At 48.7% G+C, this 24,987-nt stretch carries 22 protein-coding genes and 1 tRNA gene; 8 read left to right on the top strand and 15 right to left on the bottom strand.

Annotation, left to right across the window (positions count from 1 at the left end; all coding sequences use genetic code 11):
- Position 1 precedes the first annotated feature (1 nt).
- From GWC95_RS20035 to GWC95_RS02590, 8 genes are all read left to right on the top strand, one after another.
- Entirely contained in the window at positions 2 to 217 is a 216-nt protein-coding gene (locus GWC95_RS20035) for a cysteine-rich CWC family protein (protein WP_161817109.1), read from the top strand.
- 104 nt (positions 218 to 321) lie between these two features.
- A complete protein-coding gene (gene cobC / locus GWC95_RS02620) occupies positions 322 to 927 on the top strand; it encodes an alpha-ribazole phosphatase (protein WP_161817108.1) in 606 nt (201 codons plus the stop codon).
- A gap of 91 nt (positions 928 to 1,018) precedes the next feature.
- Entirely contained in the window at positions 1,019 to 1,600 is a 582-nt protein-coding gene (locus GWC95_RS02615) for a MarC family protein (protein WP_161817107.1), read from the top strand.
- 9 nt (positions 1,601 to 1,609) lie between these two features.
- The gene (locus tag GWC95_RS02610) at positions 1,610 to 1,939 is read left to right on the top strand and encodes a DUF2752 domain-containing protein (protein ID WP_161817106.1); all 330 of its coding nucleotides are present in this window, start codon (positions 1,610 to 1,612) and stop codon (positions 1,937 to 1,939) included.
- Positions 1,902 to 2,258, top strand: coding sequence for a TM2 domain-containing protein (locus GWC95_RS02605; RefSeq protein WP_161817105.1), 357 nt, complete (start codon positions 1,902 to 1,904; stop codon positions 2,256 to 2,258). Before GWC95_RS02610 ends, GWC95_RS02605 begins: the two co-directional genes overlap by 38 nt.
- Positions 2,259 to 2,525: 267 nt before the next feature.
- Positions 2,526 to 3,260 carry an ImuA family protein gene (locus GWC95_RS02600; protein WP_161817104.1) on the top strand — a complete coding sequence of 245 codons (735 nt, stop codon included), beginning with the start codon at positions 2,526 to 2,528 and terminating at the stop codon, positions 3,258 to 3,260.
- Between the two features lie 112 nt (positions 3,261 to 3,372).
- Entirely contained in the window at positions 3,373 to 4,824 is a 1,452-nt protein-coding gene (locus GWC95_RS02595; RefSeq protein WP_237722040.1) for a Y-family DNA polymerase, read from the top strand.
- Between the two features lie 11 nt (positions 4,825 to 4,835).
- Positions 4,836 to 8,051, top strand: coding sequence for an error-prone DNA polymerase (locus GWC95_RS02590; protein ID WP_161817102.1), 3,216 nt, complete (start codon positions 4,836 to 4,838; stop codon positions 8,049 to 8,051).
- Positions 8,052 to 8,138: 87 nt separating this feature from the next.
- Here the strand turns inward: GWC95_RS02590 and GWC95_RS02585 are convergent, their stop codons facing one another.
- From GWC95_RS02585 to rfbA, 15 genes are all read right to left on the bottom strand, one after another.
- On the bottom strand, positions 8,139 to 9,665 hold the full coding sequence (locus GWC95_RS02585) for a RagB/SusD family nutrient uptake outer membrane protein (protein ID WP_202630190.1): 1,527 nt from the start codon (positions 9,663 to 9,665) through the stop codon (positions 8,139 to 8,141).
- 24 nt (positions 9,666 to 9,689) lie between these two features.
- Positions 9,690 to 13,070 (bottom strand): SusC/RagA family TonB-linked outer membrane protein, encoded by a 3,381-nt coding sequence (locus GWC95_RS02580; RefSeq protein WP_161817101.1) that lies wholly within the window; start codon positions 13,068 to 13,070, stop codon positions 9,690 to 9,692.
- Positions 13,071 to 13,098: 28 nt separating this feature from the next.
- A complete protein-coding gene (locus GWC95_RS02575; RefSeq protein WP_161817100.1) occupies positions 13,099 to 13,974 on the bottom strand; it encodes a hypothetical protein in 876 nt (291 codons plus the stop codon).
- An 11-nt stretch (positions 13,975 to 13,985) separates the two neighbouring features.
- Positions 13,986 to 15,266 (bottom strand): YdcF family protein, encoded by a 1,281-nt coding sequence (locus tag GWC95_RS02570; RefSeq protein WP_161817099.1) that lies wholly within the window; start codon positions 15,264 to 15,266, stop codon positions 13,986 to 13,988.
- 176 nt (positions 15,267 to 15,442) lie between these two features.
- A tRNA-Arg gene (locus GWC95_RS02565) sits at positions 15,443 to 15,517 on the bottom strand.
- A gap of 34 nt (positions 15,518 to 15,551) precedes the next feature.
- Positions 15,552 to 16,697 (bottom strand): lycopene cyclase family protein, encoded by a 1,146-nt coding sequence (locus tag GWC95_RS02560; protein ID WP_161817098.1) that lies wholly within the window; start codon positions 16,695 to 16,697, stop codon positions 15,552 to 15,554.
- A 128-nt stretch (positions 16,698 to 16,825) separates the two neighbouring features.
- On the bottom strand, positions 16,826 to 17,299 hold the full coding sequence (locus GWC95_RS02555) for a sterol desaturase family protein (protein ID WP_161817097.1): 474 nt from the start codon (positions 17,297 to 17,299) through the stop codon (positions 16,826 to 16,828).
- Positions 17,296 to 17,982, bottom strand: a complete 687-nt coding sequence (locus tag GWC95_RS02550; RefSeq protein ID WP_161817096.1) for a carotenoid biosynthesis protein — start codon at positions 17,980 to 17,982, stop codon at positions 17,296 to 17,298. The genes GWC95_RS02555 and GWC95_RS02550 overlap by 4 nt, the downstream gene beginning before the upstream one ends.
- Positions 17,979 to 19,490, bottom strand: coding sequence for a 1-hydroxycarotenoid 3,4-desaturase CrtD (gene crtD / locus GWC95_RS02545; protein WP_161817095.1), 1,512 nt, complete (start codon positions 19,488 to 19,490; stop codon positions 17,979 to 17,981). Before crtD ends, GWC95_RS02550 begins: the two co-directional genes overlap by 4 nt.
- 38 nt (positions 19,491 to 19,528) lie before the next feature.
- The gene (idi, locus tag GWC95_RS02540; protein ID WP_161817094.1) at positions 19,529 to 20,041 is read right to left on the bottom strand and encodes an isopentenyl-diphosphate Delta-isomerase; all 513 of its coding nucleotides are present in this window, start codon (positions 20,039 to 20,041) and stop codon (positions 19,529 to 19,531) included.
- Positions 20,042 to 20,068: 27 nt separating this feature from the next.
- Positions 20,069 to 20,905 (bottom strand): phytoene/squalene synthase family protein, encoded by an 837-nt coding sequence (locus GWC95_RS02535; protein WP_161817093.1) that lies wholly within the window; start codon positions 20,903 to 20,905, stop codon positions 20,069 to 20,071.
- Between the two features lie 101 nt (positions 20,906 to 21,006).
- Positions 21,007 to 22,491, bottom strand: a complete 1,485-nt coding sequence (locus GWC95_RS02530) for a phytoene desaturase family protein (RefSeq protein WP_161817092.1) — start codon at positions 22,489 to 22,491, stop codon at positions 21,007 to 21,009.
- A 28-nt stretch (positions 22,492 to 22,519) separates the two neighbouring features.
- A complete protein-coding gene (locus GWC95_RS02525; protein WP_161817091.1) occupies positions 22,520 to 23,020 on the bottom strand; it encodes an RNA polymerase sigma factor in 501 nt (166 codons plus the stop codon).
- Positions 23,021 to 23,160: 140 nt separating this feature from the next.
- Positions 23,161 to 24,039, bottom strand: coding sequence for a MerR family transcriptional regulator (locus GWC95_RS02520; protein WP_161817090.1), 879 nt, complete (start codon positions 24,037 to 24,039; stop codon positions 23,161 to 23,163).
- A gap of 87 nt (positions 24,040 to 24,126) precedes the next feature.
- Positions 24,127 to 24,987, bottom strand: coding sequence for a glucose-1-phosphate thymidylyltransferase RfbA (gene rfbA, locus GWC95_RS02515; protein WP_161817089.1), 861 nt, complete (start codon positions 24,985 to 24,987; stop codon positions 24,127 to 24,129).

Here is a 24,987-nt window from a genome sequence, read left to right as displayed (position 1 = left end):
TATGCCGCAGCACGAAACCAAGAAATGCCCGCGTTGCAGCAAGGCCTTTGAGTGTAAGGTTGGCAATATTGCCGGGTGCCAGTGCAGCAGGGTCCTGCTTACGCACGAGCAACGGGTTTATATAGAAAGCAAACACCTCGATTGTTTGTGCGCCGCTTGTTTGAAAGCCCTGCAGTTTGAGCATACTTTGCACCGGAACAATATACTGAGACCCTGACGCATCCAAAAGGCAACAGTATTCAAAACAAGGCGCGGATCAAGAAATTAAATTTCCTGATCCGGCGCCTTGTTTTGTTGTGCCGGTGACCGTTCTTTGCCAATATGGAGATCTATCTTATTCGACATACCACACCTGATGTTGCCAAGGGAATCTGTTACGGGCAAACCGATCTTGATGTTACAGAAACATTTGCCGGCGAAGTACAAAGCATTCTCCCCCATCTCCCGCCCGGCATCGTTGCTGTGTACAGCAGCCCCTTGCAGCGGTGTAAAAAACTTGCGGAGGCGCTGTTTCCGCAACACCAGGTTCAGCTGCACGACGACCTGATGGAACTCAACTGCGGCACCTGGGAAATGCAGGAGTGGAACGCCATCCCCAAAACAGAAATGCAGCCCTGGCTCGACGATTTTGTGAACGTGACCGTTCCCGAAGGAGAAAGTTATACGCAGATGCACAGCCGCGTGATCAACCGTTTTGAACAGATCGCGCAGCAGGCCAGGCCCGCAGTGATCGTTGCGCACGGCGGCGTATTGAGAAGCATCCTCGCACACATCACCGATACACCACTCAAAGAATCTTTCGATGTATTCAGCTGTCATTATGGATGCGTTGTGAAACTGTTTTTAAAAGACGGGAAATACGAACATGAAATGCTCTACAATGTTTCGCTCGCAGGCAAAGAATGGCACCGGCCCACTAATCAGTGAGCTGAGAACCAGGATAAGGCACGTTCTATGACGCATGCCCGTTGTTCCCTGTTCAAGGTTCATTGCTTATCTTTAGTAAAACCATTCTTCCATGGATTTCCGCATTGAAGACCTGCTTACCGTAACCTTTACTTTGTTTGCCGTGATCGATATTGTAGGCTCTGTGCCTTTGCTGATCTCGCTTAAGGGAAAGATCGGTGGCATCCGCTCTTTCCAGGCAACATTGGTTTCTGGCGCATTGATGATCCTGTTTTTGTATGCAGGGAAACCCTTTCTGAAAGTACTGGGGCTCGACATCCATTCCTTCGCCGTAGGCGGATCGATCGTTATATTTTTATTGGGCCTGGAGATGGTGCTCGGCCACGAAATATTCAAAGGCGATAAAGATGCGAAATCGGGAAGCATGGTGCCCATCGCGTTCCCCATCATCGCGGGGAGCGGTACGCTTACAACGATCATGTCGCTCAAAGCGAATTTTGAGGCCTTGTATATTCTTGTGGGGATCCTGATCAACCTCGTTGTTGTATACGTTGTTTTAAAATCACTGAAACACATTGAACGTATGTTGGGTCCGGCAGGATTGCTTGCCGTGCGTAAATTTTTTGGTGTTATTCTCCTGGCGATCGCGGTGCGGATCTTCAGCAGTAACATCGGGGCGTTTGGATTTAAATGATTTTTTTGAATGTCTACCCGTAACACATACCATTTCATCCGCAAACATGCAGAACTGGCCTGCTGGCTGTCTGCCCTTACAGCCTTGTTTTTTCTCCCTTCCGGAACACCGGGTACTTCCTTGTGTGTATTCAGCCTGCTGGGGTTTGGCCATTGCCCCGGTTGCGGCATCGGGCATTCGATCCATTATGCATTGCATTTGAAATTCGCGGTTTCTTTTCAGCATCACCCATTGGGAATCTTCGCAGTTATGGTTATATTTAACAGGATCAAACAATTGATCTACCCCGTAAAAACACCATATGAGACCAAACCTAATCAACATGGTTCCCGCCATTGAAGGCGAAGAACTGGTTTACCTGCAGGCGCTGACCAAAGATCTTTCCGAAGACCAGCTCGTTAATTTTATCGCGCTTTACAATGGCAAAAGAAAAAAGACCGACCAGATCTTACTCGGTTGTGTGCTCGGTTTTGTTTTGATCTCAGGTATCCAGCGTTTCATGGTACGCCAAACAGGCATGGGTATTCTTTACCTGTTTACAGGAGGCCTCTGCCTTATCGGAACCATCGTAGACACCGTGAACCACAAAAAACTTGCTTTCGAATTCAACAGGAAAATGGCGATCGAAAGCATGGCAATGGTGCATGCGTACAGGTAGGCCGTCTTTCCCAAAAAAATAAAAAAATCCCACACACCTAAAAAGACAGTCCACCAACACTGTTCTTTTATGGGTGCGTATATTAAACCCCTCTCAACACCGTCCCTACGCTGCGGCGCCGCCTGCCTGTGGCCTGTTCACCCCAAAACCATCCAGGTACAGAGGAGTTTGTACCAGCCTGCTTTCCGGCACAAAATTAGCATTAAATCTATAAAATGCTAAATTATTTAGTAATCTTGTGCCGGATAGGTTCGTAAAAAATTGCCCATGCAGCCCATAAAAGCTGATATACTCGCAACCCTGCGCGGAGAGATCCTGCAGCGGCAGGGATTGCGGAAAACACCCGGGTCACAGGTCACAGACCTGGGATTGGGCAATGTATGTGCGGCTTTCCCGGACCGCAGTTTTCCTTTGGCGGCGGTGCATGAATTTGTTTGCAGTGGAGCGGAAGACAAAACCGCATCAACGGGTTTTGTTTCGGGGTTGCTTTCGTCTTTACTCAAAAATGGCGGCGCGTGTATGTGGATCGGCGCATCGCAGCAGGTGTTTCCACCCGGGTTGCTTTCATTTGGCATAGATCCTTCGCGGGTGATCTTTTGTACGTTACCACGCGCAAAAGAACAGTTGTGGGTGATGGAAGAGGCGCTGAAATGCGACAGCCTTTCTGCCGTAGTAGGCGATATCGCGCAGCTCGATTTTACAGCATCCCGTCGTTTGCAGCTGGCGGTGGAACAAAGCAAGGTTACCGGTTTTCTCATCAGGCAAACCAAACACATCAACACAACCGCCTGCGTATCGCGTTGGCGCATCACCGCGGGGCCGAGCGCTTTACCGGAAGGCATGCCCGGTGTGGGCTTCCCGAGATGGAAAGTGGAACTCCTCAAAATACGCGGTGGCCAGTCCGGCGCATGGACACTCGAATGGAAAAACAAAAAGTTCCGTGAAATCATCCCAAAACCAAAACCCGCTGTTATAGTAGAACAACAAAAAATGACTGGATAAAAAATACAATGGAATCAGGAGTTAGTAATTATTAATTCCTAATTACTAATTCCTAATTATCAAGATGCTTCGTTTCGTAACAATATGGTTCCCTTATCTCAAAACAGACTGGATGACTCTTCAGCAAAAAGAATTATCCGGCAAGGCTTTCGTGCTAACACAAAACGACCACGGGCGCAAACTCATTACGGCTGCGAGTCCGCAGGCGGTGGCGCAGGGTATTCACAATGGTATGTTCGCCGCAGATGCGCTTGCCTTGCTGCGGGGGCTCGAGGTAAGGGATGATGATACACAATCCGCAGAAAAATTATTAAAACGCCTTGCCCACTGGTGCATACGCTACACACCCACGGTAATGCTGGATGCGCCCTGTGGGCTCATTCTTGATGCGAGCGGCTGTACACATCTATGGGGCAACGAAGAAAATTATGTGAAGGATCTTACCAGGCGCCTGCAGGGTTTTGGTTTTCATGTGCGTGCGGCAATCGGTGATACGATTGGCGTGGCATGGGCCATCACACGTTTTACAAAAGCGCAGCTCATTGTTCCGCAGGGAGAGACCATGCGTGCCTTGCTGCCATTGCCGCCCGCTGCCTTGCGGCTTGATGCGTATACGGTTGAACAGCTGGAGAAGCTGGGACTGCGCAGCGTCAAAAGTTTTATTGGTATGCCACGCATGAGTTTGCAGCGGAGGTTTGGCGAAGATTGCATACGCAGGATCAATTACGCACTCGGACATGAACAGGAGATCCGCGAAGCCGTTCACCCACCCGAACCCTACCAGGAAAGATTGCCTTGCCTTGAAGCGATCGTTACGCGTACAGGCATTGAAATTGCCCTTGAAAAATTACTGGGCGCGATGTGCACACGTTTGCGTGCAGAAGGAAAAGGTTTGCGCACCTCGGTATTCAAGGGTTACCGTATGGATGGAAAAACAGTTTCACTTACCATTGGCACACACAAGCCATCGCACAACGAAAAACACCTGGCGCATTTGTTTTCTTTCAGGATCGAAACTTTAGAACCGGGGCCGGGTATAGAGTTGTTTACACTCGATGCGCAAAAAGTAGAAGATGCCGTTCCGCTGCAAACGCAACTATGGGGCGGGTCGCCGGAACTGGCAGACGACCGTTTATCTGAACTGCTCGACCGACTGAACACGCGTTTTGGCGAAGGGCACGTGCACCGCTACATACCCGATGAGCATTACTGGCCCGAGCGTTCTGTGATTGCCGCACAAAAAATATCATCCAGGATAAATGCGGCCTGGAACACGAACAGGCCAAGGCCGTTGCAGCTGCTGGCGCAACCCGAACAGGTAGAAGTTACGGCGCCTGTTCCTGACTACCCACCCATGAACTTCCGGCACAAGGGAACCCTGCACAAAATAGCGCGTGCAGAGGGCCCGGAGCGCATTGAACAGGAATGGTGGATACAGAACGGCGAGCACCGCGATTATTATTGCGTGGAAGACGAAGAAGGAAAACGCTACTGGCTTTTCCGTTCGGGGCATTATGATGCAACCAAAAAAACAGGCTGGTTTTTGCATGGCTATTTCGCCTGAAAATTTTTGTTATGGCGTATACAGAACTACAGGTTACCTCCAATTTTTCTTTTCTCCGCGGCGCATCACATCCGCAGGAGCTGGTGGAGCATGCGGCTGTACTGGGTTATACGCGCATCGCTATTACAGACAGGAACACACTGGCGGGTATTGTACGCGCGCATGTGGCGGCAAAAAAATCGGGGATGAAATTATTGGTGGGCTGCAGGCTCGACCTGGTGAACGGCCCATCCTTACTCGTTTATCCAACCAACCGGAAAGCCTATGCATCGCTATGCACCTTGCTCTCAACAGGAAATTTAAGAACAGAAAAGGGGAAATGCGAATTGTATAAAGAGGATGTATACGCACATGCGGCAGGCATGAAACTGGTTGTGGTTCCACCACCGGCACTGAATGAAGATTTTGATTTTGAAGAATCGTTCAGGCAGGATCTTGCAGTATACAGGCATCATTTTGGCGCCGATCTTTACATCGCCGCATCTCGTTATTACCAGGGAGATGATGCAAAGTATCTCTTCCGCATCCACCAGTTGTCGCTTGCCCTGCATGTTCCGATGGTGGCCACAAATGATGTACACTACCATTCGCATGAGCGCCGTGAACTGCAGGATATTGTTACCTGTGTGCGGGAAAAATGTACGATCTACAATGCGGGTTACAAACTACATCCCAATGCGGAGCGTTATCTCAAAGAAGAAAAAGAGATGGAACGCCTGTTCCGCCAATACCCCGATGCGATCGCACGCACACAGGAGATCGCCGACCTGTGCCCGTTTTCGCTGGATGAGTTGCGGTATGAGTTCCCCGACGAAATTGTTGTTGATGGAAAAAGCCCGCAACAGCAACTCGAAGAGCTTGCATGGCAGGGGGCGTATGAAAGATATGGCGCAGTATTACCCGCAAAGATCATCCATAACATAAAATATGAACTGGGATTTATAGAGAAAATGCAGTACGCTCCGTTCTTTCTTGTGGTGGAAGATGCTGTTCGCGAAGCGCGCAGGAGAAAGATCCTTTGCCAGGGGCGGGGCTCCGCTGCCAATTCTACGGTTTGTTATTGCCTGGGCATTACCGCGGTTGATCCTACAAAGCATGAGCTTTTGTTTGAACGTTTTATCTCTGATGCCCGCAATGAACCACCCGATATCGATGTTGATTTTGAACACGAACGCAGGGAAGAGATCATTCAATACATATACAACAAATATGGCCGCGACCGCGCCGGTATTGTTGCAACGGTTACACAACTGCACCAGAAAGGTGCAATAAGGGATGTGGCCAAAGCAATGGGATTATCGGTTGATACCATCAGCGCGTTGTCGAATTCTGTTTGGGAGTTCACCGATGAATGGCTGGCCGGAAGAAGTTTGAACAACCAGGGATTCAATGAATCCGATCATCATTTAAAAAAAATGCTGGAGCTCACCGGCCAGTTCATCTCCTTCCCGCGCCAGCTCGGGCAACACACGGGCGGGTTTGTGATTACGCGCGGCAAACTGCATGAGCTATGCCCCATTTTAAATGCACGAATGGAAAACCGCACCTGCATTGAATGGAACAAGGATGATATTGATGCATTGGGCATTCTGAAAGTAGATGTGCTTGCACTGGGCATGCTTACCTGCATACGCAAGGCATTTGATCTTGCGCGCAACAGCCACGGCCTTGATCTTACCCTGGCAACGGTTCCACCGGAAGACAGCCGGGTATATGATATGATCTGCGAGGCAGATACGATAGGCGTGTTCCAGATAGAGAGCCGTGCACAGCAGTCGATGCTGCCGCGTTTGAAGCCGCGCAGTTTTTATGACCTTGTTATCGAGGTTGCCATTGTAAGGCCCGGGCCCATACAGGGAGATATGGTGCATCCGTATCTGCGCAGGAGAAATGGAACGGAAAAAATAGAATACCCGTCGGAAGACCTCAAAGAGATCTTAAACCGCACCCTGGGTGTTCCGCTTTTCCAGGAGCAGGCCATGAAGATCGCGATCGTTGCCGCAGGCTTTACACCCGCCGAAGCAGACGAGTTGCGGCGCGCAATGGCCACGTTCAAATTACAGGGGCTCGTAACAAAATTTGAACAAAAGCTCATCAATGGCATGCTCGAGCGCGGTTATACCGAAGAATATGCCAAACGCGTGTTCAGGCAACTGGAAGGTTTTGGCAGTTATGGTTTCCCCGAAAGCCATGCGGCAAGCTTTGCCCTGCTGGTATATGTATCCTGCTGGCTCAAAAAATTTTATCCCGATGTGTTTGCATGCGCTCTGCTCAATTCGTACCCCATGGGGTTCTACCAACCCGCACAGATCATCATCGATGCGCGTAAACACGGCGTGGATGTACGGGAAATCGACATCAATCATTCTTACTGGGACAATACCCTCGAGGAAAAAACAAACGCTTACTGCGCCCTGCGCATCGGGTTCAGGCAGGTGAAGGGATTGAGGGAAGACGATATAGAAATACTGGTTACAAACCGCAGGTCATCTTACAAAACCATCAATGAACTGCGCGATATCGGCCTCTCCGGTAAAACCCTTACGCGGCTGGCAGATGCCGATGCGTTCCGTTCGCTTGGTTTGGACAGAAGGCAGGCGTTGTGGGAGGTTTCTACGAAAGACAACCCTGAACAATTGTTCAAAGGGCAAACTGCGCCTGCGGTAAAAGATGAACAGCAGATCGAACTTCCTTTTATGGAGTTGGGCGAGCATGTGGTACAGGATTATGCATCCACCGGGCTTTCGTTAAAAGCGCACCCGGTAAGCTTTGTGCGTCAGCAACTGGAGCAGCTTCGTATAACCGCATGCGCGGATATTGGCAAGGCGCGTAATGGCGAACGTATCAAAGTTGCAGGACTGGTGCTCGTTCGCCAGCGCCCCGGCACGGCCAAGGGTGTGATCTTCATGACCATTGAAGACGAAACAGGAAATGCAAACGCGGTGGTATGGGAAAAAGTTTTTGAAGCAAACCGGAAAGAGATCCTCACCTCGCGCCTCATCATGCTCGAAGGCAAACTGCAGATAGAAGGGCTGGTGATACACGTGGTGGTTGAAAAATGTTACAACCTTTCGCCTTTACTACGCAACCTTACGCCAGACAAACCCGCAGACCCCGCCGTGCTCACATTATCCCGCGCAGATGAAAGAAGCCTGCCCGCACACGTGCAGCGGGAACAGGCAAAGAACAAGGATGCTGTTTTTTATGGAGGGAGGAATTTCAAATAGAAAAAGAAAGAGGATAAGACAAATCAACAGAACGGTAACTGGTAAATCATCCCGTTGATCTGTCTTATCCCCTCTTGTTTTCTTATCCTAATACCCCGGGTTCTGGTACATTTTAACCGGGTCCAGTTTGTACTCGTTGTAAGGGATCGGGAAATAATAATCTTTCGCTGTCATATTCGTGATCGGCGAGTTGTCGAAGTTTGCCTGGCTTTTTGTTTTGAAATAATTGACCAGTTCATCGGGTTTGAAGAACCTGGTGAGATCGTGCCAGCGGTGATGTTCAAATGCAAGTTCTATGCGGCGCTCGTGCAGGATCGCTAATTTGAGGCTTGGGTATTTTGATGTATAAGATGCATCTCCCTGCATCGCCGCATAACCGGGGCGCGATGCTCTTGCACGCACCATATCCAGGTATTGAATGGCAGTTGCATTGTCGCCAAGGTAAAGATATACTTCCGCCAAATTCAGGATCACATCTGCATAACGGATCAGGATCCAGTCGTTGCCGCCATAACCAAGTGTTCCGGCTGTTGTGCTGTTATCGCGGAACTTGGAAATATAATACCCGTTGTTTGCAGCAACAAACCGGATGGAATAATTGGTGCGCAGGTCTCCTGTTTCAAATTCATTCAACAGGTCTTTTGTAAACAACCCGCCTGCGCCCTGTGAGGGAAACTGCGAAATGAACGTGCCATCATTTTTTGCCTGGTTGCTTCTTGCAAGTGAGGATGAATAACTTGGATCGCCTTGTTTGTACGCGATCTGCCAGATGATCTCCGGGCAGGTTGCTTTCTTGTTCACATCAAATACATCGGTAAAAGGAACATCCGAAAGATTGGTAAACCCCTTCTGCGCATAACAGGCCAGCAGGTATGTTTTTGCATTGTTAAGATATTCTGTTGATGGCGTGGCCGAAAGACTTGTTGCCATGGTAAGGTATACCTGCCCGAGTGTTGCATTGGCCGCCTGCATCGATACCCTTCCTTTATTGGCCGCGCTTTGCGTAACGGGCAGGTTACTGGCAAGCACGTCTTTCAGGTCTTTCACGATCTGCGCATACACATCCTCACGCTTTGCACGGAAAGTGAGCGCTGATGCCTGCTCCGCAGAGGTCAACCTTTCTGTTACCAGTGGCACATCGCCAAACTCACGCACCAACTGGTAATACATATAGGCACGAATAAATTTCAATTCTGCGATGTACTGCGTACGCGTGCTTTCGCTTGCAAACGGGATATCTCCGATCACCGAAAGCACCAGGTTGGCACGTGTGATGGGTGTATACAATGCAGACCAGTGCGATTGCAGGTAACTGTTGCTCGGCACCAATGAAAACGCAGTAAACTGGAACGGCTCGCCGTTGTTCGATTGGTTGTCTGTTGTGTTCACATCATCTGCGCGGTCGTCTGTCCAGAGCTGCGCCCCTTCACCAACACAGTTTGAACTGCGCAGGGCCTGGTATACACCGTATACCCCGGTTGTGATGTCGGTCTCTGTTTTGTAGCCATTGTCTACCGGCACCGCATTGGGGTTCGATTGTTCCACGAATGATTTTGTGCAGCCGCCCAGGAACAAACCCGCTGCGATCATTGCTGAAAATAGGTTCTTATTCATACAAAATTCTTTTATGATTTGGTTTTAAAACTGGATACGCAAACCTGCGTTGAATGAACGCATCAACGGATATTTTCCATAATCAACACCCGGCGTAAGGTTGGCGCCGTTGTTGAAATCTACTTCCGGGTTGTATCCTAAATATTTCGTGATCGTAAAAGCATTGTCCACCGAAGTATACAAACGCAAACCATTGATACCCGCTCTCTTCACAAAAGGAAGTTTGGAAAGGTTAACGCCCAATGTAATGTTGGTGCAACGGAAGAACGATCCATCCTGCAGGTAGTAATCAGACAAACGCGTGCTGTTGCTCTGCGATCCGCCGCGCGATGCACGATATTCGTGGCCATTGCCAGGGTTCGCATCGCTGCGGTAACGCTGATCCACCACGGCATACTGGTTACCCGAGCCTTCCATGTTGCGGATGTAGTAATCCTGCCCATCCACTACCTGGTTGCCTTGCGAGCCATTGAAAGAGGCGCTGAAATCAAAATCACGATAGGTCATGTTAATGCTGAACCCGTATGTGTATTTCGGATAAGGTGTGCCGATGATCTCTTTGTCGGCATCGGTTATTACACCGTCGCCGTTCCTGTCAACAAAATACAGGTCGCCGGGATTGAGTGGTGTGGTTGAAAAAGTAGAGATGGGGAACGATTGCAGTTTGTAGCCCGCCGGGAACTTGTTTCCATTTGCCTTGTAAGCAGCGAGGTCTGCATTAACAGCTGCCATGTCTTTTTCACGAACCATGCCTGCAACACGCAATCCATAGAACGATCCGATCGGGTCGCCTTCGCGTGTTACGTGCGTGATGTAGCTTCTTTCTGCACCTGCAACCTGTATCTCACTTGCGCCGCCAAGGCTCACTACTTTGTTCCGGTTGGCTGTGATGTTACCGCTCAATGCAAGTGTGAAGTCTTTTGTTTGCAGAACACGCGCATCTACCTGCAGATCGAATCCTTTGTTGCGCAGGTCTGAATTACGCAGGTTCGTAAGGATGGTTGATGATCCTGTGATGGCAGAAATATTCTGGTTGTAAAGAAGGTCTTTTGTTTTGCTTGTATAGTAATTGAAGATGATGGAAAGTTTATTCGACAAAAGCGTTGCATCCAGCCCGAAGTTGTACGATTCGGTAGATTCCCATCCAAGCCTTGCATCTGTGGTACCTCCGCTCCAGTTTGCATTGTACACCGTGTTCCCGATCACGATACCGCCCGCACCGGTGATGTCCTGTTCGTAACGGTAGTTACCAATGTTGTTGTTGCCTGTAAGTCCCCAACTCGCGCGCAGCTTCAATGTTGAATTGCGGCCGAGCCAGTTGTTGTAGAATTTTTCGTTCGACAGGGTCCATCCCGTAGAAACCGAACCAAAACGGCCCCAGCGGTTCTCCGGCCCAAAGCGTGACGATGCATCTGCGCGGAATGAGCCGGTTACAAAGTAGCGGTTATCGTAGTTGTACACTACCCTTCCGAGATAAGAAAGCAAACTGGTTGTAGATTTACCTGTGGCGCCGAGGCGTGAGAAATCGCCTGCAACCGATCCGGCCGCGGTTAATTCGGGAACAAGGTCATTGGTAAAGTTTTTTGCTGCTACTGCCAGCACATCCAGTTTTGTTTCCTGCGCGGTATAGCCTGCGAGCAGGTCGAAATTGTGTTTGCCGTACTGTTTTTTATAATCCAATGTGAACTCTGCAAGCACATCCTGCGAACTCATTGTTTGTGCCGAAGCATTTGCTGCAAGTATGGCCTGAGATGAGCCCGGTGGATTAATGCCGCTGCTCAGGTTGGTTGGATAATAGTACTCGTATTTTTCATTGTAGGTGCTTCCGCCAATGTTGGCTTTGGCAACAAGGTTTTTTACGATCTCGTAACTCATCGTTCCATTATATGCCGCACGAATGCCTTTGCGGGTCATGTTCACACGCTGTGCAAGTGCGAGCGGGTTTTCAATTCCCTGGAAGGAATACGCAAAACCATCCGTTTGTGCGCCGGCGCCCTTGTCGGCAGTTGCCAATGTTCCATCGGCGTTGAACGCAGGAAAAATAGGCATGTATACCAACGCACCAAGGATCGGGCCCTGGTTAAACCTTCCTTCCTGCACCTCCCTTCCGTCGGTATTGGTTACAAACACATTTGCAGAAGCCTTCAGCCTGCGCGAAAGATCCGCATCAATATTGCTGCGGAAATTGATGCGGCGCTGGTAGGTGCTGTTGAGAATACCCGGTTGATCAAGGTATCCACCACTGATGAAATATCGCGTGTTGGCCGTACCGCCCGTAAAAGATAAATTATAACGTTGTGTAAGCGCGGTCCTGTACAAAACATCCTGCCAGTCGGTATTGTATTTAGGGGCGAGTTTTTGCTGGCTCGCAAAATCATACACATCACGCAGGATACATACAGAACAACCCGTTGCTGTTTGGCCAGCTTTTACAATACGGGTTGCATTGTCGTCTGAATAGAATGCATCGTTCCATGCAATGCCTTTTGAAATAAGGATGTCCTTGTAATTGGCATTACGGCCATCCACAAAGAGATCGATGAACTGTGTTGCATTGAGGAGCTCTACTTTTTTTGCCAGCGACTGGCTGCTTACCTGTGTATCGAATTCGAATTTACCATTGCCTTGCTTGCCCCTTTTTGTTGTAATGAGCACCACACCTGATGCAGCGCGCGAACCATAGATGGCCGCTGCGGCCGCGTCTTTTAAGATCTCTACTGATTCAATGTCTTCGGGGTTGATGAAGATGTCATTACCTGCCATCGCCGGGTTGTACCCACCGGTACCGTTACCGCCATTGCCTTGCCCCTGGCTTGTATTGCCACCCATTGCATAACCATCGATCACATACAGCGGTTCGGAGCTTGCATTTACAGAGCCGATGCCACGCACGCGGATCTTTGTTCCCGCATAAGGCGCGCCGCTCACCTGGGATACCTGTACGCCGGCCACTTTTCCTACCAATGCCTGCCCCAGTGTTGGTGTGGAAAGATTCATCTCTTTTGCCTTCACACTTGTAATGGCGCCGGTTACATCCGATTTACGCAAGCGCTGGTAACCCACGGCAACCACTTCTTCCAGTACATTCACATCTTCCTGTAACGAAACACTGATGGATGCTGCGTTTTCAATTTTTATTTCCTTCGTTATAAAACCCGTGAACGAAAACACAAGCGTGTTCCCTCTTTCTGCAGCAATGGCAAAGCTCCCGGTATTGCCGGTTACACTTACCTGCCTGGATCCTTTTACCTGCACGGTTACACCCGCCATGGGCTGGTTTTTTCCGTCTGTAACGGTGCCTGTTACCGCCAGGGCCTGCGCCTGCACAAATGTGCAGATGCACAAAAGCGCCGGAACAACGGCGAGCATGATCGCCATACGCTTTTTGTTCATCATTTTTTTCATGATCTGTAGTTTTCGGTTGCTTGAATAATTACCAATTGATTTGCATAAGGTTGACATTGTTTTTGCGCGACGAAGAAACCGCAATGCCTTTGCCTGTATCTTTCAGAAAAGCAAAGCCCTCCAGTTCATCCATGCGTTCATTGATGTCTACCACTTTTATTACTTCTTCTTTTCCCGATAGGATGGATCTTTCAACATCCACATAAGTAAAGCGCCATTTTCTTCCTTCTGTTTGATTTTGTATCAACAGCAACAGGTTCTTTTCCGGTATCCAGTGGAGGTTCTGCACCCATGGAGAGCAGCGGAACTTAGCAACCAGCACGCCTTTTTCACTTGTCTTCTTTGCCTTAGACAGTAATTGCGGATCGTAGAGGCGTACTTCATTTGCTTTCTCTCCATAATCAGCGGTTGCTACATACCATTTGCCTTTGTACGGAACGTATTCAGGCCGCGTGCCCTGTACGCAGGTGTCATCGTCAATGGTGTTTAACAGGTTTCCATCGAGCGTGCCGGTTTGCTGCAGACCCTTCCAGTTTACATGATAGATCACGGCTTTCCACAATGTGCCTTCGGGATTGAGGCGGATGCTGTTGCCGACGAACACCGGCATGTTCCCATGAACGGCAATACCGGTTGGGTGGTTGATCACATCTTTTCCATCAACCGTGAGGCGCATTTCCTTTTGGCGGTAAAGAAGGCTGTCGCCATCCTGTACATATTCGCGTATCATTCCAACTTCCCTGTCGCCGTAAAGAAATAGTTTACCGCCCTGGTAAGAAATGCCCTGGCATGCGCCCAGCGAATCAACAGAATAGCTGTGCCTGATCGCCATCAAGGGTTTGGCCTGGAAAAAAGAATACAGCGTGAGAACGGGAAGAACATATATCAGGTTTCGTTTTTTCATCGTTTTGGGGGTTAAGGATCCAAGGGTTCTGTGGGATTGATATGCAATGCCTCGGGCAACGGATAGAATTCGACAGATGTTTCGCTGAGTCTTGTTCCGTTGCGGTAGGGTGCCTCGTTCAGTTCTTTCAGGCAACGCGCAACCAGCGTTGTACCGATCATCGTGCTTTGCCCGCGCGTGGTGGTGGCAATGCCCGGCCTGTTCATCGGTATTCCATACCTGTACATCAACCTGGCCGTATTGCGCATATTTGTTGTTGTATGCCTCGCATGCGGATCGATGATGATGGCCGATGCCGGCACCTGCAGCGTTTCAACCATGAATTTTTTCATTTCAGTAGCCTCGCAATACACTGTTTTGTAAGGGTGTACTTTGCCGCCCGATACCACCACAAACGGTGCAAGGCCCTGTTTGTATTGCAGCGCCGCGAGCCTGCAGCGAAGCATTCCCTCTGCACTCAACGCAACGCGCGGGTCTTCCGGACCGGCGCCGGGAACGAGTATAACGGTGTATTTATATTTGCTCCAATCCGTTGTTTTGATCTTCTGAACAGCCGCGCGGTTCTCGCCCGCCTCCATGGGCTCGAAGTCTGCGGCCTGTCCCCTTTCGTTCATTTCAAGAAAATAAGCCGCGGCCATCAAGGGCAGTTGGTAAAATGGAGATGCATGGGTTGTCTCTACCGACAATAACGAGGTTGTGTTGTACAACAGGCTTACATAACCATTTGCAAAACCGTTCGGGTTCCTGGCGTCGCGCGTATTGAAGCTGATCGAATCGATCAAAGGGTAATTCGGCTTCCTGCCCTCCGCATATACACCGATGCAAAAATTGACACCCATCGCATCCTGCTCCCAGGCCTTAACAAGCATTTCAACAGGTGCGGCTGATTGAAAGAGGATATAACATCCCGAAGGAACCAGGTGTTGCTGAACCAACCTATCGAGCGCATTGCCTGGTTTGTAAAGGGCACGTAACCGATTGCCAACTGTTTTGATATCTTCCTCGCTGAACTTCAGTTTGGAAGTATAACACAACCCATCGCGCTCGCAATGCTGCAGGGCATAGCGAACCGAATCCGTTTTTGTGGTGGCCATTTGTTTCAACACCTCATCAGCACCAAGCATACGGCGTACTTCGGGTATTGCATCGAATAACGTAAGGAGGTAATAATTTTTACGCTGAACGATATTTTTGGCCTCAACAAATTTGTAATCGGCCCTCGGTCCCTGACCGGCAAATGTGATCGTAATGTGCAGCAGTAAAACAAGCGTAGCTAAAATTCGGGGGAACATATTGCAGTTGTTTGAGTTGCAATACTCACAACTGCATCTTATGGGAATGTTAAGAAAGCATCACTTAATCATTAATTCATTTTGCGGAGGTACGGAAAATGCATCAAAAATTTTTTACACACGATACGTCTTAAAAAAAAGATCCCTGCAAACGGTCGTTTGCAGGGATCTTTAACTGGTGGCCTCGCCGGGAATCGAACCTGGATCTGGAGCTTCGGAAACTCTTATACTATCCATTGTACTACAAGGCCGGGTGGCAAAAATAACAGAACAAATCTATTGTTGCTAAAAAAGTTCCTGTAATGCCGCGGGAAGGAATACAGACACCGGTACGCTCCGCATGATCCGGAGATCATCCATCAATCCGCTCTCGTTGTCCAGGAACCGCAAAACACGTTCAGGCGGATTTTTCCGGAATATACTGGCGAAAATGGCGGCCCCTTCCATCTTTTTATTGCAAAGAACGTTGAGCAACACGCGGTCGTAAAAATAAAATTTTTGATCGGTAAACGATCTCCTGGAAAAGGATGCGCTTCCGTTCATCAGTCCCCCTACAATTTCCTCCGTTCTTTTCTGGATGAATTGAAACGCGTAACCACTGCTCCCTTTCACCTGTCCGCCTGCAACGCCCATGTGAACCACGCGCCCCGTTTGCAAAGGAAACCTGCGGCTGGTCATGGGAATGACACCGTATTCTTCGTGCAGTATTTCGTACTCGCTAAGGTGTAACGATGATGCAATGTATGCACGCAGTTCTTCCTCGTACACATCCTGCGGCAACAGCGTTTCCGTAAACAGGGTATATTCAACCAATGCAGTTGTGGGCGAAACAGGCAGGCAATACACAAACGTGGTACCATGGTTTTGATGCACACGAAAATCCATAAAAGTGGCGCGCGCAGGATCGAATGCATCCGTCTTCGATTCTATCAAATAACCCTTGAAATGTTGAAGAAGATCCCAATTTCCGGAAGAATGGCTTTCGTTCAACTGCACAATACTGTTGAACACATAAGTTGCGGAGATCTTTTCATTTTCCAGCTCAACAATGGCCTTGTTGTTTTCTGTATAGATATTCTTTACCGTTCCCTGGTGCCAGTCTATATTGCTGTGCCCGGCCGATGCCGTCCGCGCCAGTTCATACAGGTCAATGCCCCTGATCATTTTGTATTGGTACGGATCGATGGCAAGTGTTGCGGAAAAATCGTTTGAGAGAAAATCAAGTTTTGTCCAGCGGCGAAAAACAATGGATTCAAAAAGCCCGCTTTCTTTCTCCCAGAAACACCAGGTACGGTCGTTCTTGTTTTTTTGCGACTGGTCGATAACAAGAATCCGTTTGCATGCAAAAAATGGCTCACGCATCATCCGCATCAATAAACTGGATCCTGCACAGCCGGCACCGGTAATGATATAGTCGTAGTGTGTTTGCAAATGATGAATTACCTGACTGTTTTGGTCGCCCTGGTTGCGGCGGCCGGGCAACTGTGTTGCGCCAGGATACGGGCAAAATAAAGGTAAACGTTTATAGAAATTAAAAAGCTTATTTCCGGCCGGTTGGGCTATCCACGTTTCGCGGCCTTTTCATCTTTCCTTACTTTGTCCCAATATTTTTTTGCCACCAGCAGCATACCAAAGCTTTCGCCTTCGTGTTTGTCTAAATGCTTGTGGTGCATTTTATGCGCCCATCGTATGGCCTTGATGTACCTGTTGTTGCTTCTTGTGAACCATTTGAAACGCTGGTGGATGATCACTTCGTGTACAAGAAAATAGGCAAGCCCGTACAATGCGATCCCCGCCCCGATGCTTACTACCCACCAGGCCTGGTTCATACTTCCCAACATGATGCACAGCCAGCTGGGTATCGCAAAAATGATGAAGAAGGCATCGTTCTTTTCAAAAAAACCAGGCCCTTTCTTGTGATGATCCTCGTGCAGGTACCACAGGAAACCATGCATCACATAGCGATGCGTGAGCCATGTAATGCCTTCCATTCCGCAGAATGTAACCAGTGTTATGAAAATGTACCCGATCATACCAAATAAATTCTGAGCGCCATAAAAAACAGCAACTGGATGATAAACAACTGTACCGCAAAATGGTTGGCCTTCTGAAAGCGCATCCAACGCATGATGAGCAATAAAACAAAACTGATCGCGAACCAGCAAACATAATTGTACAACGGCACCTCGTTGTTTTTCCATTGCCAGTAACCGAGTTTGATGGCAACAGGCTCCATCACCCAGTCAAAAAAAGCCGCCAGCGTGGCGCCGTCTACAAGCAATGAAAGGGTTTGGATGCGTTTTGGCATAACCGTTTGCTGCCCTTCCATTTTTCGCTTCATCCATGCGAAGATCTTTTGCATCACGGCCGCAACACAAAAGATCACCACAACCCAGTTCAGCCCGATGAGCCATGGCACGTTGTTGAACTTCGGGCCCAGTGTGCCGCCATATTCATACGATCCAAAAAGCTTGCCGGTATTGACGCCGATCATTTCCGTTCCCATGCCAACGAGAAAAGCGATGGCGAAAAAGAAATAGAACGACAGGTTCTTTTCTTCGTGTGTCCAGATGATGAGTGCGGCCATCAGGCAAAGGTTCAACGGCGTATTTTGAACGAACCAGTTTTTGTATGGCGTAAACACCATCCCCACAAACCCGCTCACATGAAACAGCAGCGCTATAAAAATGGCAATATTTGACCGTGATGGCTTCAATGCTTTTTTCCTTTTTGGTCTTCCTGTACCAGCCCGCCCATAATGCGCGCGCTCTGGAGGCACAAAGGTATGCCACCGCCGGGGTGAACGCTCCCTCCTACAAAATACAAACCTTTTATTTTTTTACTGAAATTCGGATGGCGCAAAAACGCCGCCATTCTCGAGTTGGAACTTGTTCCATACAACGACCCCATGTACGACCCTGTTTTCGACTCGACGGATACAGGGTCAAGCACATCTTCGGTTTCGATGTATTTGCCGATGTCATCGTTCAATATCCTGTTGAGCTTGGCTATGATCGTTTCGCGGTAGCTGTTGCGGTAGGCTTGCCAATCCTGCCCTGTATTGGCCGGCGCATTCACCATCACAAACCAGTTTTCCTTTCCTTCCGGGGCATGCATGCCCGGTTCGCATTTGCTGGTTATGTTGATATAGACCGTGGGATCGGCATATATTTTTTTCAAACGGAAAAGATGATCGAATTCCGCCTTGTAATCTTTTGCAAAGAAAATGTTGTGAAGCCCGAGTTGCGGAAACTCCTTCTTCATTCCCCAATAAAAGATCAAGGCACTGCTGCTTCGCTCCTGTTTTAATACTTTGTGGGCGCTGTGTTCACGGTTCAACAGGTGTTTGTAGGTAAAATACACGTCCATGTTGCTTACTACAATGTCTGCTGCGATGTTCTCATCATTCACAACAATACCGTGTACTTTATTATCGTGGAAAATGATGCGCTGCACCGCGGCGCCGAAATAGAACTTTACGCCTTTTTTTTCGGCAAGACTGATCAATGCATTCGTAATGCTGATCATCCCGCCTTTCGGGTAAAACACCCCTTCGTTGTGTTCCACATGCGGGATAAGGCTCAGCATCCCGGGCGCGCGGTAGGGGTTGCTCCCGTTGTAGGTTGCATAGCGGTCGAACAACTGCACCGTCTTCTCATTTTTAAAATGGGACGCATTCATGTCGTGCATCGTTCCGAAGAGGTATGAAAAACGCGTAGCTTTCAGCGCTTTGAAAACACTCTTTTGAAAAGCCGTGGACCTTTTGTGTAAAGAGTGATTGAGAAATACTTTACCGATGTCGTTGTAGATCCTGCCCGACCTGTTGAGGTACGACGATAATTTGTTTTCTTCTTCCCCCAACTTTTCATTCAGTTCTTTGGCAAACAGATCGTGGTCTGCGTAGGCTTTTAACCGGGTTCCATCTTCGTAAAAGTAATGGCAGGAGACGGGGACCTGTGTGTAAGAAAAATGATCTTCCATTTTCTCGCCTGCCAGGTCAAAAACTTCCTTTACCAGGTGAGGTTGTGTAAACAGGCTGGGGCCGGCATCGAAATAAAAATCGCCGTTGACCAGTTGGCTGAGTTTGCCACCCGGGTAATCGTTCTTTTCGAATACAGAAACGGCAAACCCCTGCACGGCCAGCCTTATTGCGCCCGCAATACCTGCGATGCCGGCGCCGATGATGATTGCATGTGGCGGATGATTTGATTCTGTATGATCCATTTTTTTGTTATTGCGATTGGCCCACTATCACTGGCTGTTCACGATTCACGCCATTCCTTTACTTTAGGAAACGCAATGTGGAACCATGCCGTGAACAATTCAGGCTGCGATTTCAACAATCTTTCAATTTCGTTCACCGACGTAAATGCGTAGCCGGCCGCTTCGTTCTTGTCGGGATAAACTGCGCCATCGTGGTAACCAACAAATACATGGTCAAACTCATGTTCGGTGAGGCCATTTTCAAAAGAGGCTTTGTAAACAAAATCGAATACTTTTTCCAGTTCCGTTTCAAACCCCATTTCTTCTTTTAGCCTGCGCAAAGCGGCAGTGGCGGTGTCTTCACCGGGGCGCGGGTGACTGCAACAGGTATTGCTCCACAAACCTGCGCTGTGGTATTTGTTCTGCGCGCGCTGCTGCAGCAGCATCTCGCCTTTGGAATTAAAGATGAAAATGCTGAAGGCCCTGTGCAATACGGCTTTTTCGTGCGCTTCCAGTTTGGGCATGGTTCCGGTTGACACGTCCTGTTCGTCTACTAATATCACCTCTTCCATTCGTTGGGTCTCTTGGTTGAATAATGGTTACAGCAGGTTCAACTGGCTGCGTATGCCGGCATTGGCAACGATAAAAATCTTAAGGTAATCGGGGATGCGGATCCTGTCCTGCAAAATGTGTTGCGGTTTCATCTTCCTGATCTTCCTGAACAGGGAGAGGTAATACCTGTAAGCCACATACACGCCAAACCTTGCTTTTGCCGGCAGCATCACGATCCCGTTAAATGCATTCTCAAAATCTTTCTGTATCTCGTTTTCGATCGAAGCCTTGTCGGCCGCCGTAAAGTTACGAAGATCGCAGCCGGGAAAGTAAACGCGCTCCAGCCCTTCCAGGTCGGCCTTTACATCACGTAAAAAATTCACTTTCTGAAAGGCGGCGCCGAGGCTGCGTGCGTACGGTTTTAGTTTTTCATAGGTTGATCGATCGCCTTCGCAGAAGATCTGCAGGCACATCAACCCCACTACTTCCGCGCTTCCATAAATGTATTCATCATAACCCGCGCGGTCGTAATTGTATTTGTTGAGATCGAGTTCCATGCTGTGGAAGAACGATTGGATCAATGCATGATCAATTGAATACTCGTTCACCGTCAACTGAAAACTGTTGAGCACGGGATTTACGCTGATGCCGCGTTCTATGGCGCGGAACGTTTCTTCCTTGAGCTCGTTCAGCAGTGCGGCCTTGTCGTATGCATGAAACGTATCCACGATCTCATCCGCAAAGCGGACAAAGCCGTATACGTTGAAAACGGGTGCACGCATGTCTTTGTGCAGTAAACGGATCGCCGAAGAAAAGCTGGTGCTGTATCTCTCCGTGGTGATCCTGCTGCACTCCTGGCTCACTTGATGAAACAGGTCTATCATGTGTTTGGTTTTGGAATTTCTTGATTGAAAAATTGCAAATCGTTCAGGGACCGGTTTTCCGTCCTTCAACTTAATATGGATCGATCTCAAATATTTCCTGCTTAGAATGCCTTCAACACTTCACCTGCAACCACTTCTCCGCTGATCAGGCTCGGCGGAACGCCGGGGCCGGGAACGGTTAGCTGGCCGGTATAAAAAAGATTTTTCACTTTTTTACTTCGGCACGATGGCTTTAGTACCGCGGTTTGCATCAATGTGTTTGCGAGGCCGTAGGCGTTGCCCTTGAACGCGTGGTACTCGCTGGTAAAATCGCTGTGTGCAAATGATCTTTTAAAGATCACCGAGTCTTTCAGCGACTGGTTAAAATGTTTTTCCATCCGCCCCATGATCATTCCGAAATATTTTTCTCTCAGTGCTTCCGTATCGTTTGCCAAACCCGTGGCAACCGGTACCAGTAAAAATAAATTCTCACAACCGGGCGGTGCCACGTGCCTGTCTGTAACAGAAGTGGCGCACACATAAAATAAGGGATCGCTTGGCCATTCTTTTGTTGTATAGATCTCTTTGCCATGCACAGCAAAAGAAGTATCGAAGAACAGGGAATGGTGTTGCAGTCCATCGATCTTTTTATTCAGTCCTATATAATACAAAAGGCAACTGGGCGCCATTACACGGCTGTTCCAATAGTCTTCCGAATAACTGCGGTATTTGCCCGGTAACAATGCGGTTTCGATGTGATGGTAATCGGCTCCACCGATGATCACGTCTGCTTCGTATTCCGAAAATGTTCCATCCCGTTTCCTCGTAACGATCTTTTTCGCGGTATTGTTTTCTACAACGATGCCTGTTGCCTCTTCTGAAAAAGCAAAGCGAACGCCGAGCTGTTGCGCGAGCCGGTACATGGAATCTACGATGGTATACATGCCGCCTTCGGGGTACCAGGTACCGCCCTTGATGTCTGCATAATTCATCAGGCTGTACAAGGCGGGTGTCCGTTCGGGAAGTGCGCCCAGGAACAACACGGGAAATTCCATCAGCTCCACCAGTTTGGGGTGCCTGAAATATTTGGCAACATGCGAGCGCATGGAGCTGAAAACATCGAGGCGGAACAAACCTTTTGCCAGGTCTGGATCAATAAATTCTGTCAATGATCTGCCGGGCTTGAACACAAGTTTCTGCATGCCCACTTTGTATTTGTATTCCGCTTCTTCCAGGAATTTCAAAAGGCGCTTGCCCGCTCCCGGTTCTATGGAATCAAACAATTGTTGCAAGGATGGCAGATCGGCGGGAATGTCTACCGGGCCATCTTTATAATATACGCGGTACGACGGGTTTAGTCTTTGCAACCGGTAATAATCTGAAACATTTTTCCCGAACTGTTTAAAATAACGCTCAAACACATCCGGCATCCAGTACCAGCTCGGGCCCATATCGAACGTAAATCCATCTGAAGAGTACTGCCGTGCCCGGCCGCCGGGGGTTTCGTGCTTTTCAACGACCGTCACATCCCATCCGGCCTTTGCCATAAAAGAGGCAGCCGAAAGGCCCGCGAACCCGCTTCCGATAACGATCACTTTCTTCTTCAAAGGATGGCGCAGGACGTTGATGGATGAATTAATAACGTTCGATCTGCGTCTTCAGCAATTTGCGCGCAAAGTGAATGCGGCTCTTGATCGTTCCCAATGGCTCCCCAAGCATATCGGCAATTTCGTGGTACTTATACCCGTCGAAATACAACAGGAATGGGTTGCGGAAAATTTCCGGGAGATTGTAGATCGCCTGCTGTACCTCTTTCAGGTTGATGCTTTCTATGGCCGCATTCGCAACCGCACCCTGGTTGTGGTTCAGCAGGAAATCGTTGGGCGTGTTGTCGAAAACAGTAGACTGCTTCGCCTTTTTTCGATAATTATTGATAAAAATATTGCGCATGATGGTATACAACCACGCTTTTATATTGGTACCAACATTATACTTATCCTTATTCGCAAGCGCCCTGTACAATGTTTCCTGGAAAAGATCCTTGGCAGCCTCATTGTCATGCGTAAGCGTAACGGCAAACGGTTTTAAAAAATCGGCGTTCGACAACAACATCTCGTTAAATTCTATCTTAGACATATAGATGTGTTTAAAAGTTGAGGGTATAAAGTTAAACAAAATAATGCAAACCCAAAATTAAAATAGTGGTAGAGCAAACCCTTTACCATTTGCGGGATTTCTGCCTTATCAGGTTAAAAAAGGGTGCCGGAACGACGTTTTTACAGGGTTTCCATGTATTCCATCACCTCTGAAAGTGATTTTTTGAAGCTGATGGCGGGTGGAAGCTTCTTTTTGTAGGCCTGTGTCATCAACCCGGAAACAACAACCTCCTGGCCGGGCATCCGGTTATGCAGGTTGAGGATAAACCTGTCGAAATTGAAATTATCGCAGCAGGAGGTCAGGTGCGAGTAGAGGATATCGGGATTTTTCAGCGAAGCCACATAAGCCACGTCTTTCAGCGGGATATTGGCACCGAGGTACAACACTTTTACGCCCCTTGTTTTCAGGAGGTAATGGATAAACAAAAGACCCATTTCATGGTGTTCGCCTTCGGGTAAGAACAGCAGGACGGTTTTGGCCGACCGCGGCTCTTTCCTGGCGCCGTCTATCCCCGCGATTATTTTCTGGCGAATCATGTTGCTCACAAGGTGCTCCTGGGCGGGGTTGATGTGGCTGGTGAGCCACAAAATGCCGATGCGTTCCAGGAAGGGGAAAAGGATCTGCATGATCGTTTTTTCGATCCCGCTGGTCTTGATGTAATCGTTTATCCGCGATTCAAAATCATCCATCCTGAGATCGGTCATCGAGCTGATGAGTTCGTTCACCACCCTTTCCTGCTGCGCCTGCGCCTGCGCCAGGGAGAGGATCTTTTCGTTGATCTCGGTTTCCGACATCTTATCGATGTACGAGATCTTGAAGCCATACTTGTTGAGCAGGGCCACATTCAGGATCTTCTGTAACTCTTCGTTGGAATAGTAGCGGATGTTGGTGTCTGACCGCTGCGGGCTGAGAAAATTATACCGTTGCTCCCATACCCGGATGGTATGGGCCTTGATACCGGACAGGTTTTCGAGGTCTTTGATGGTAAAAACAGCCATAGCAATCAGTAACGCAGCGGAAATAATTTTGTTTAAACTTTCTGAAAAATGATTGCACAAATATACGTTGGCCGTTTTAAAAAGATCTTACTTGCGTATATTTTTCAGGTATTCTCCGTATCCGCTTTTTGCATATTGATCGGCAAGGCCGAGTAATTGTGCATGGTTGATGTAGCCCATCCGGTAAGCAACCTCTTCGATGCACCCGATTTTCTGGCTTTGTCTTTTTTCTATCACGCGAACAAACTCGCAGGCATCGGCGAAGGAGTCGAAGGTGCCGGTATCGAGCCAGGCGGTGCCGCGGTTCATGATGCCCACTTTAAGTTTCCCCTGCCTGAGGTATTCCCGGTTTACATCGGTGATCTCGTATTCGCCGCGGGCCGAGGGTTTCATGGTTTTGGCGATGGAGACCACGCTGTTATCGTAGAAATACAAGCCGGGAACGGCATAATTCGAACGTGGTACCGCGGGTTTTTCTTCGATGGAGACCGCATTCCGGTTCTCATCAAATTCAACCACGCCATACCGTTCCGGGTCATTTACCTCGTATGCAAAAACAGCCGCTCCATCTACATCAACAAAGGATTGAATGAGTTTGCTGAAACCTGCTCCGTAGAAAATATTATCGCCCAGGATCAAAGCCACTTTGTCGTTGCCCACAAATTTTTCGCCGATCACAAATGCCTGCGCCAGCCCGTTGGGCACTGCCTGTACCGCGTACTCGAAACGGCATCCCAGCTCTGCGCCATCGCCCAGCAAACGCTGGAACTGCGGCGAATCTTCCGGTGTGGTTATGATGAGCACTTCGTTGATGCCGGCCAGCATCAGAACCGACAACGGGTAATAGATCATCGGTTTATCGTATACCGGCATCAGCTGTTTACTGATGCCCTTGGTAATAGGATACAAACGCGTACCTGAACCACCCGCCAGAATAATACCTTTCAT

Source organism: Sediminibacterium roseum (genome assembly GCF_009939005.1).
In the GTDB taxonomy this organism is placed as follows: Bacteria; Bacteroidota; Bacteroidia; order Chitinophagales; family Chitinophagaceae; genus Sediminibacterium; species Sediminibacterium roseum.
The sequence above is the reverse complement of the archived record's forward strand: the minus strand, read 5'-3'. Positions and strand labels throughout refer to the sequence as shown.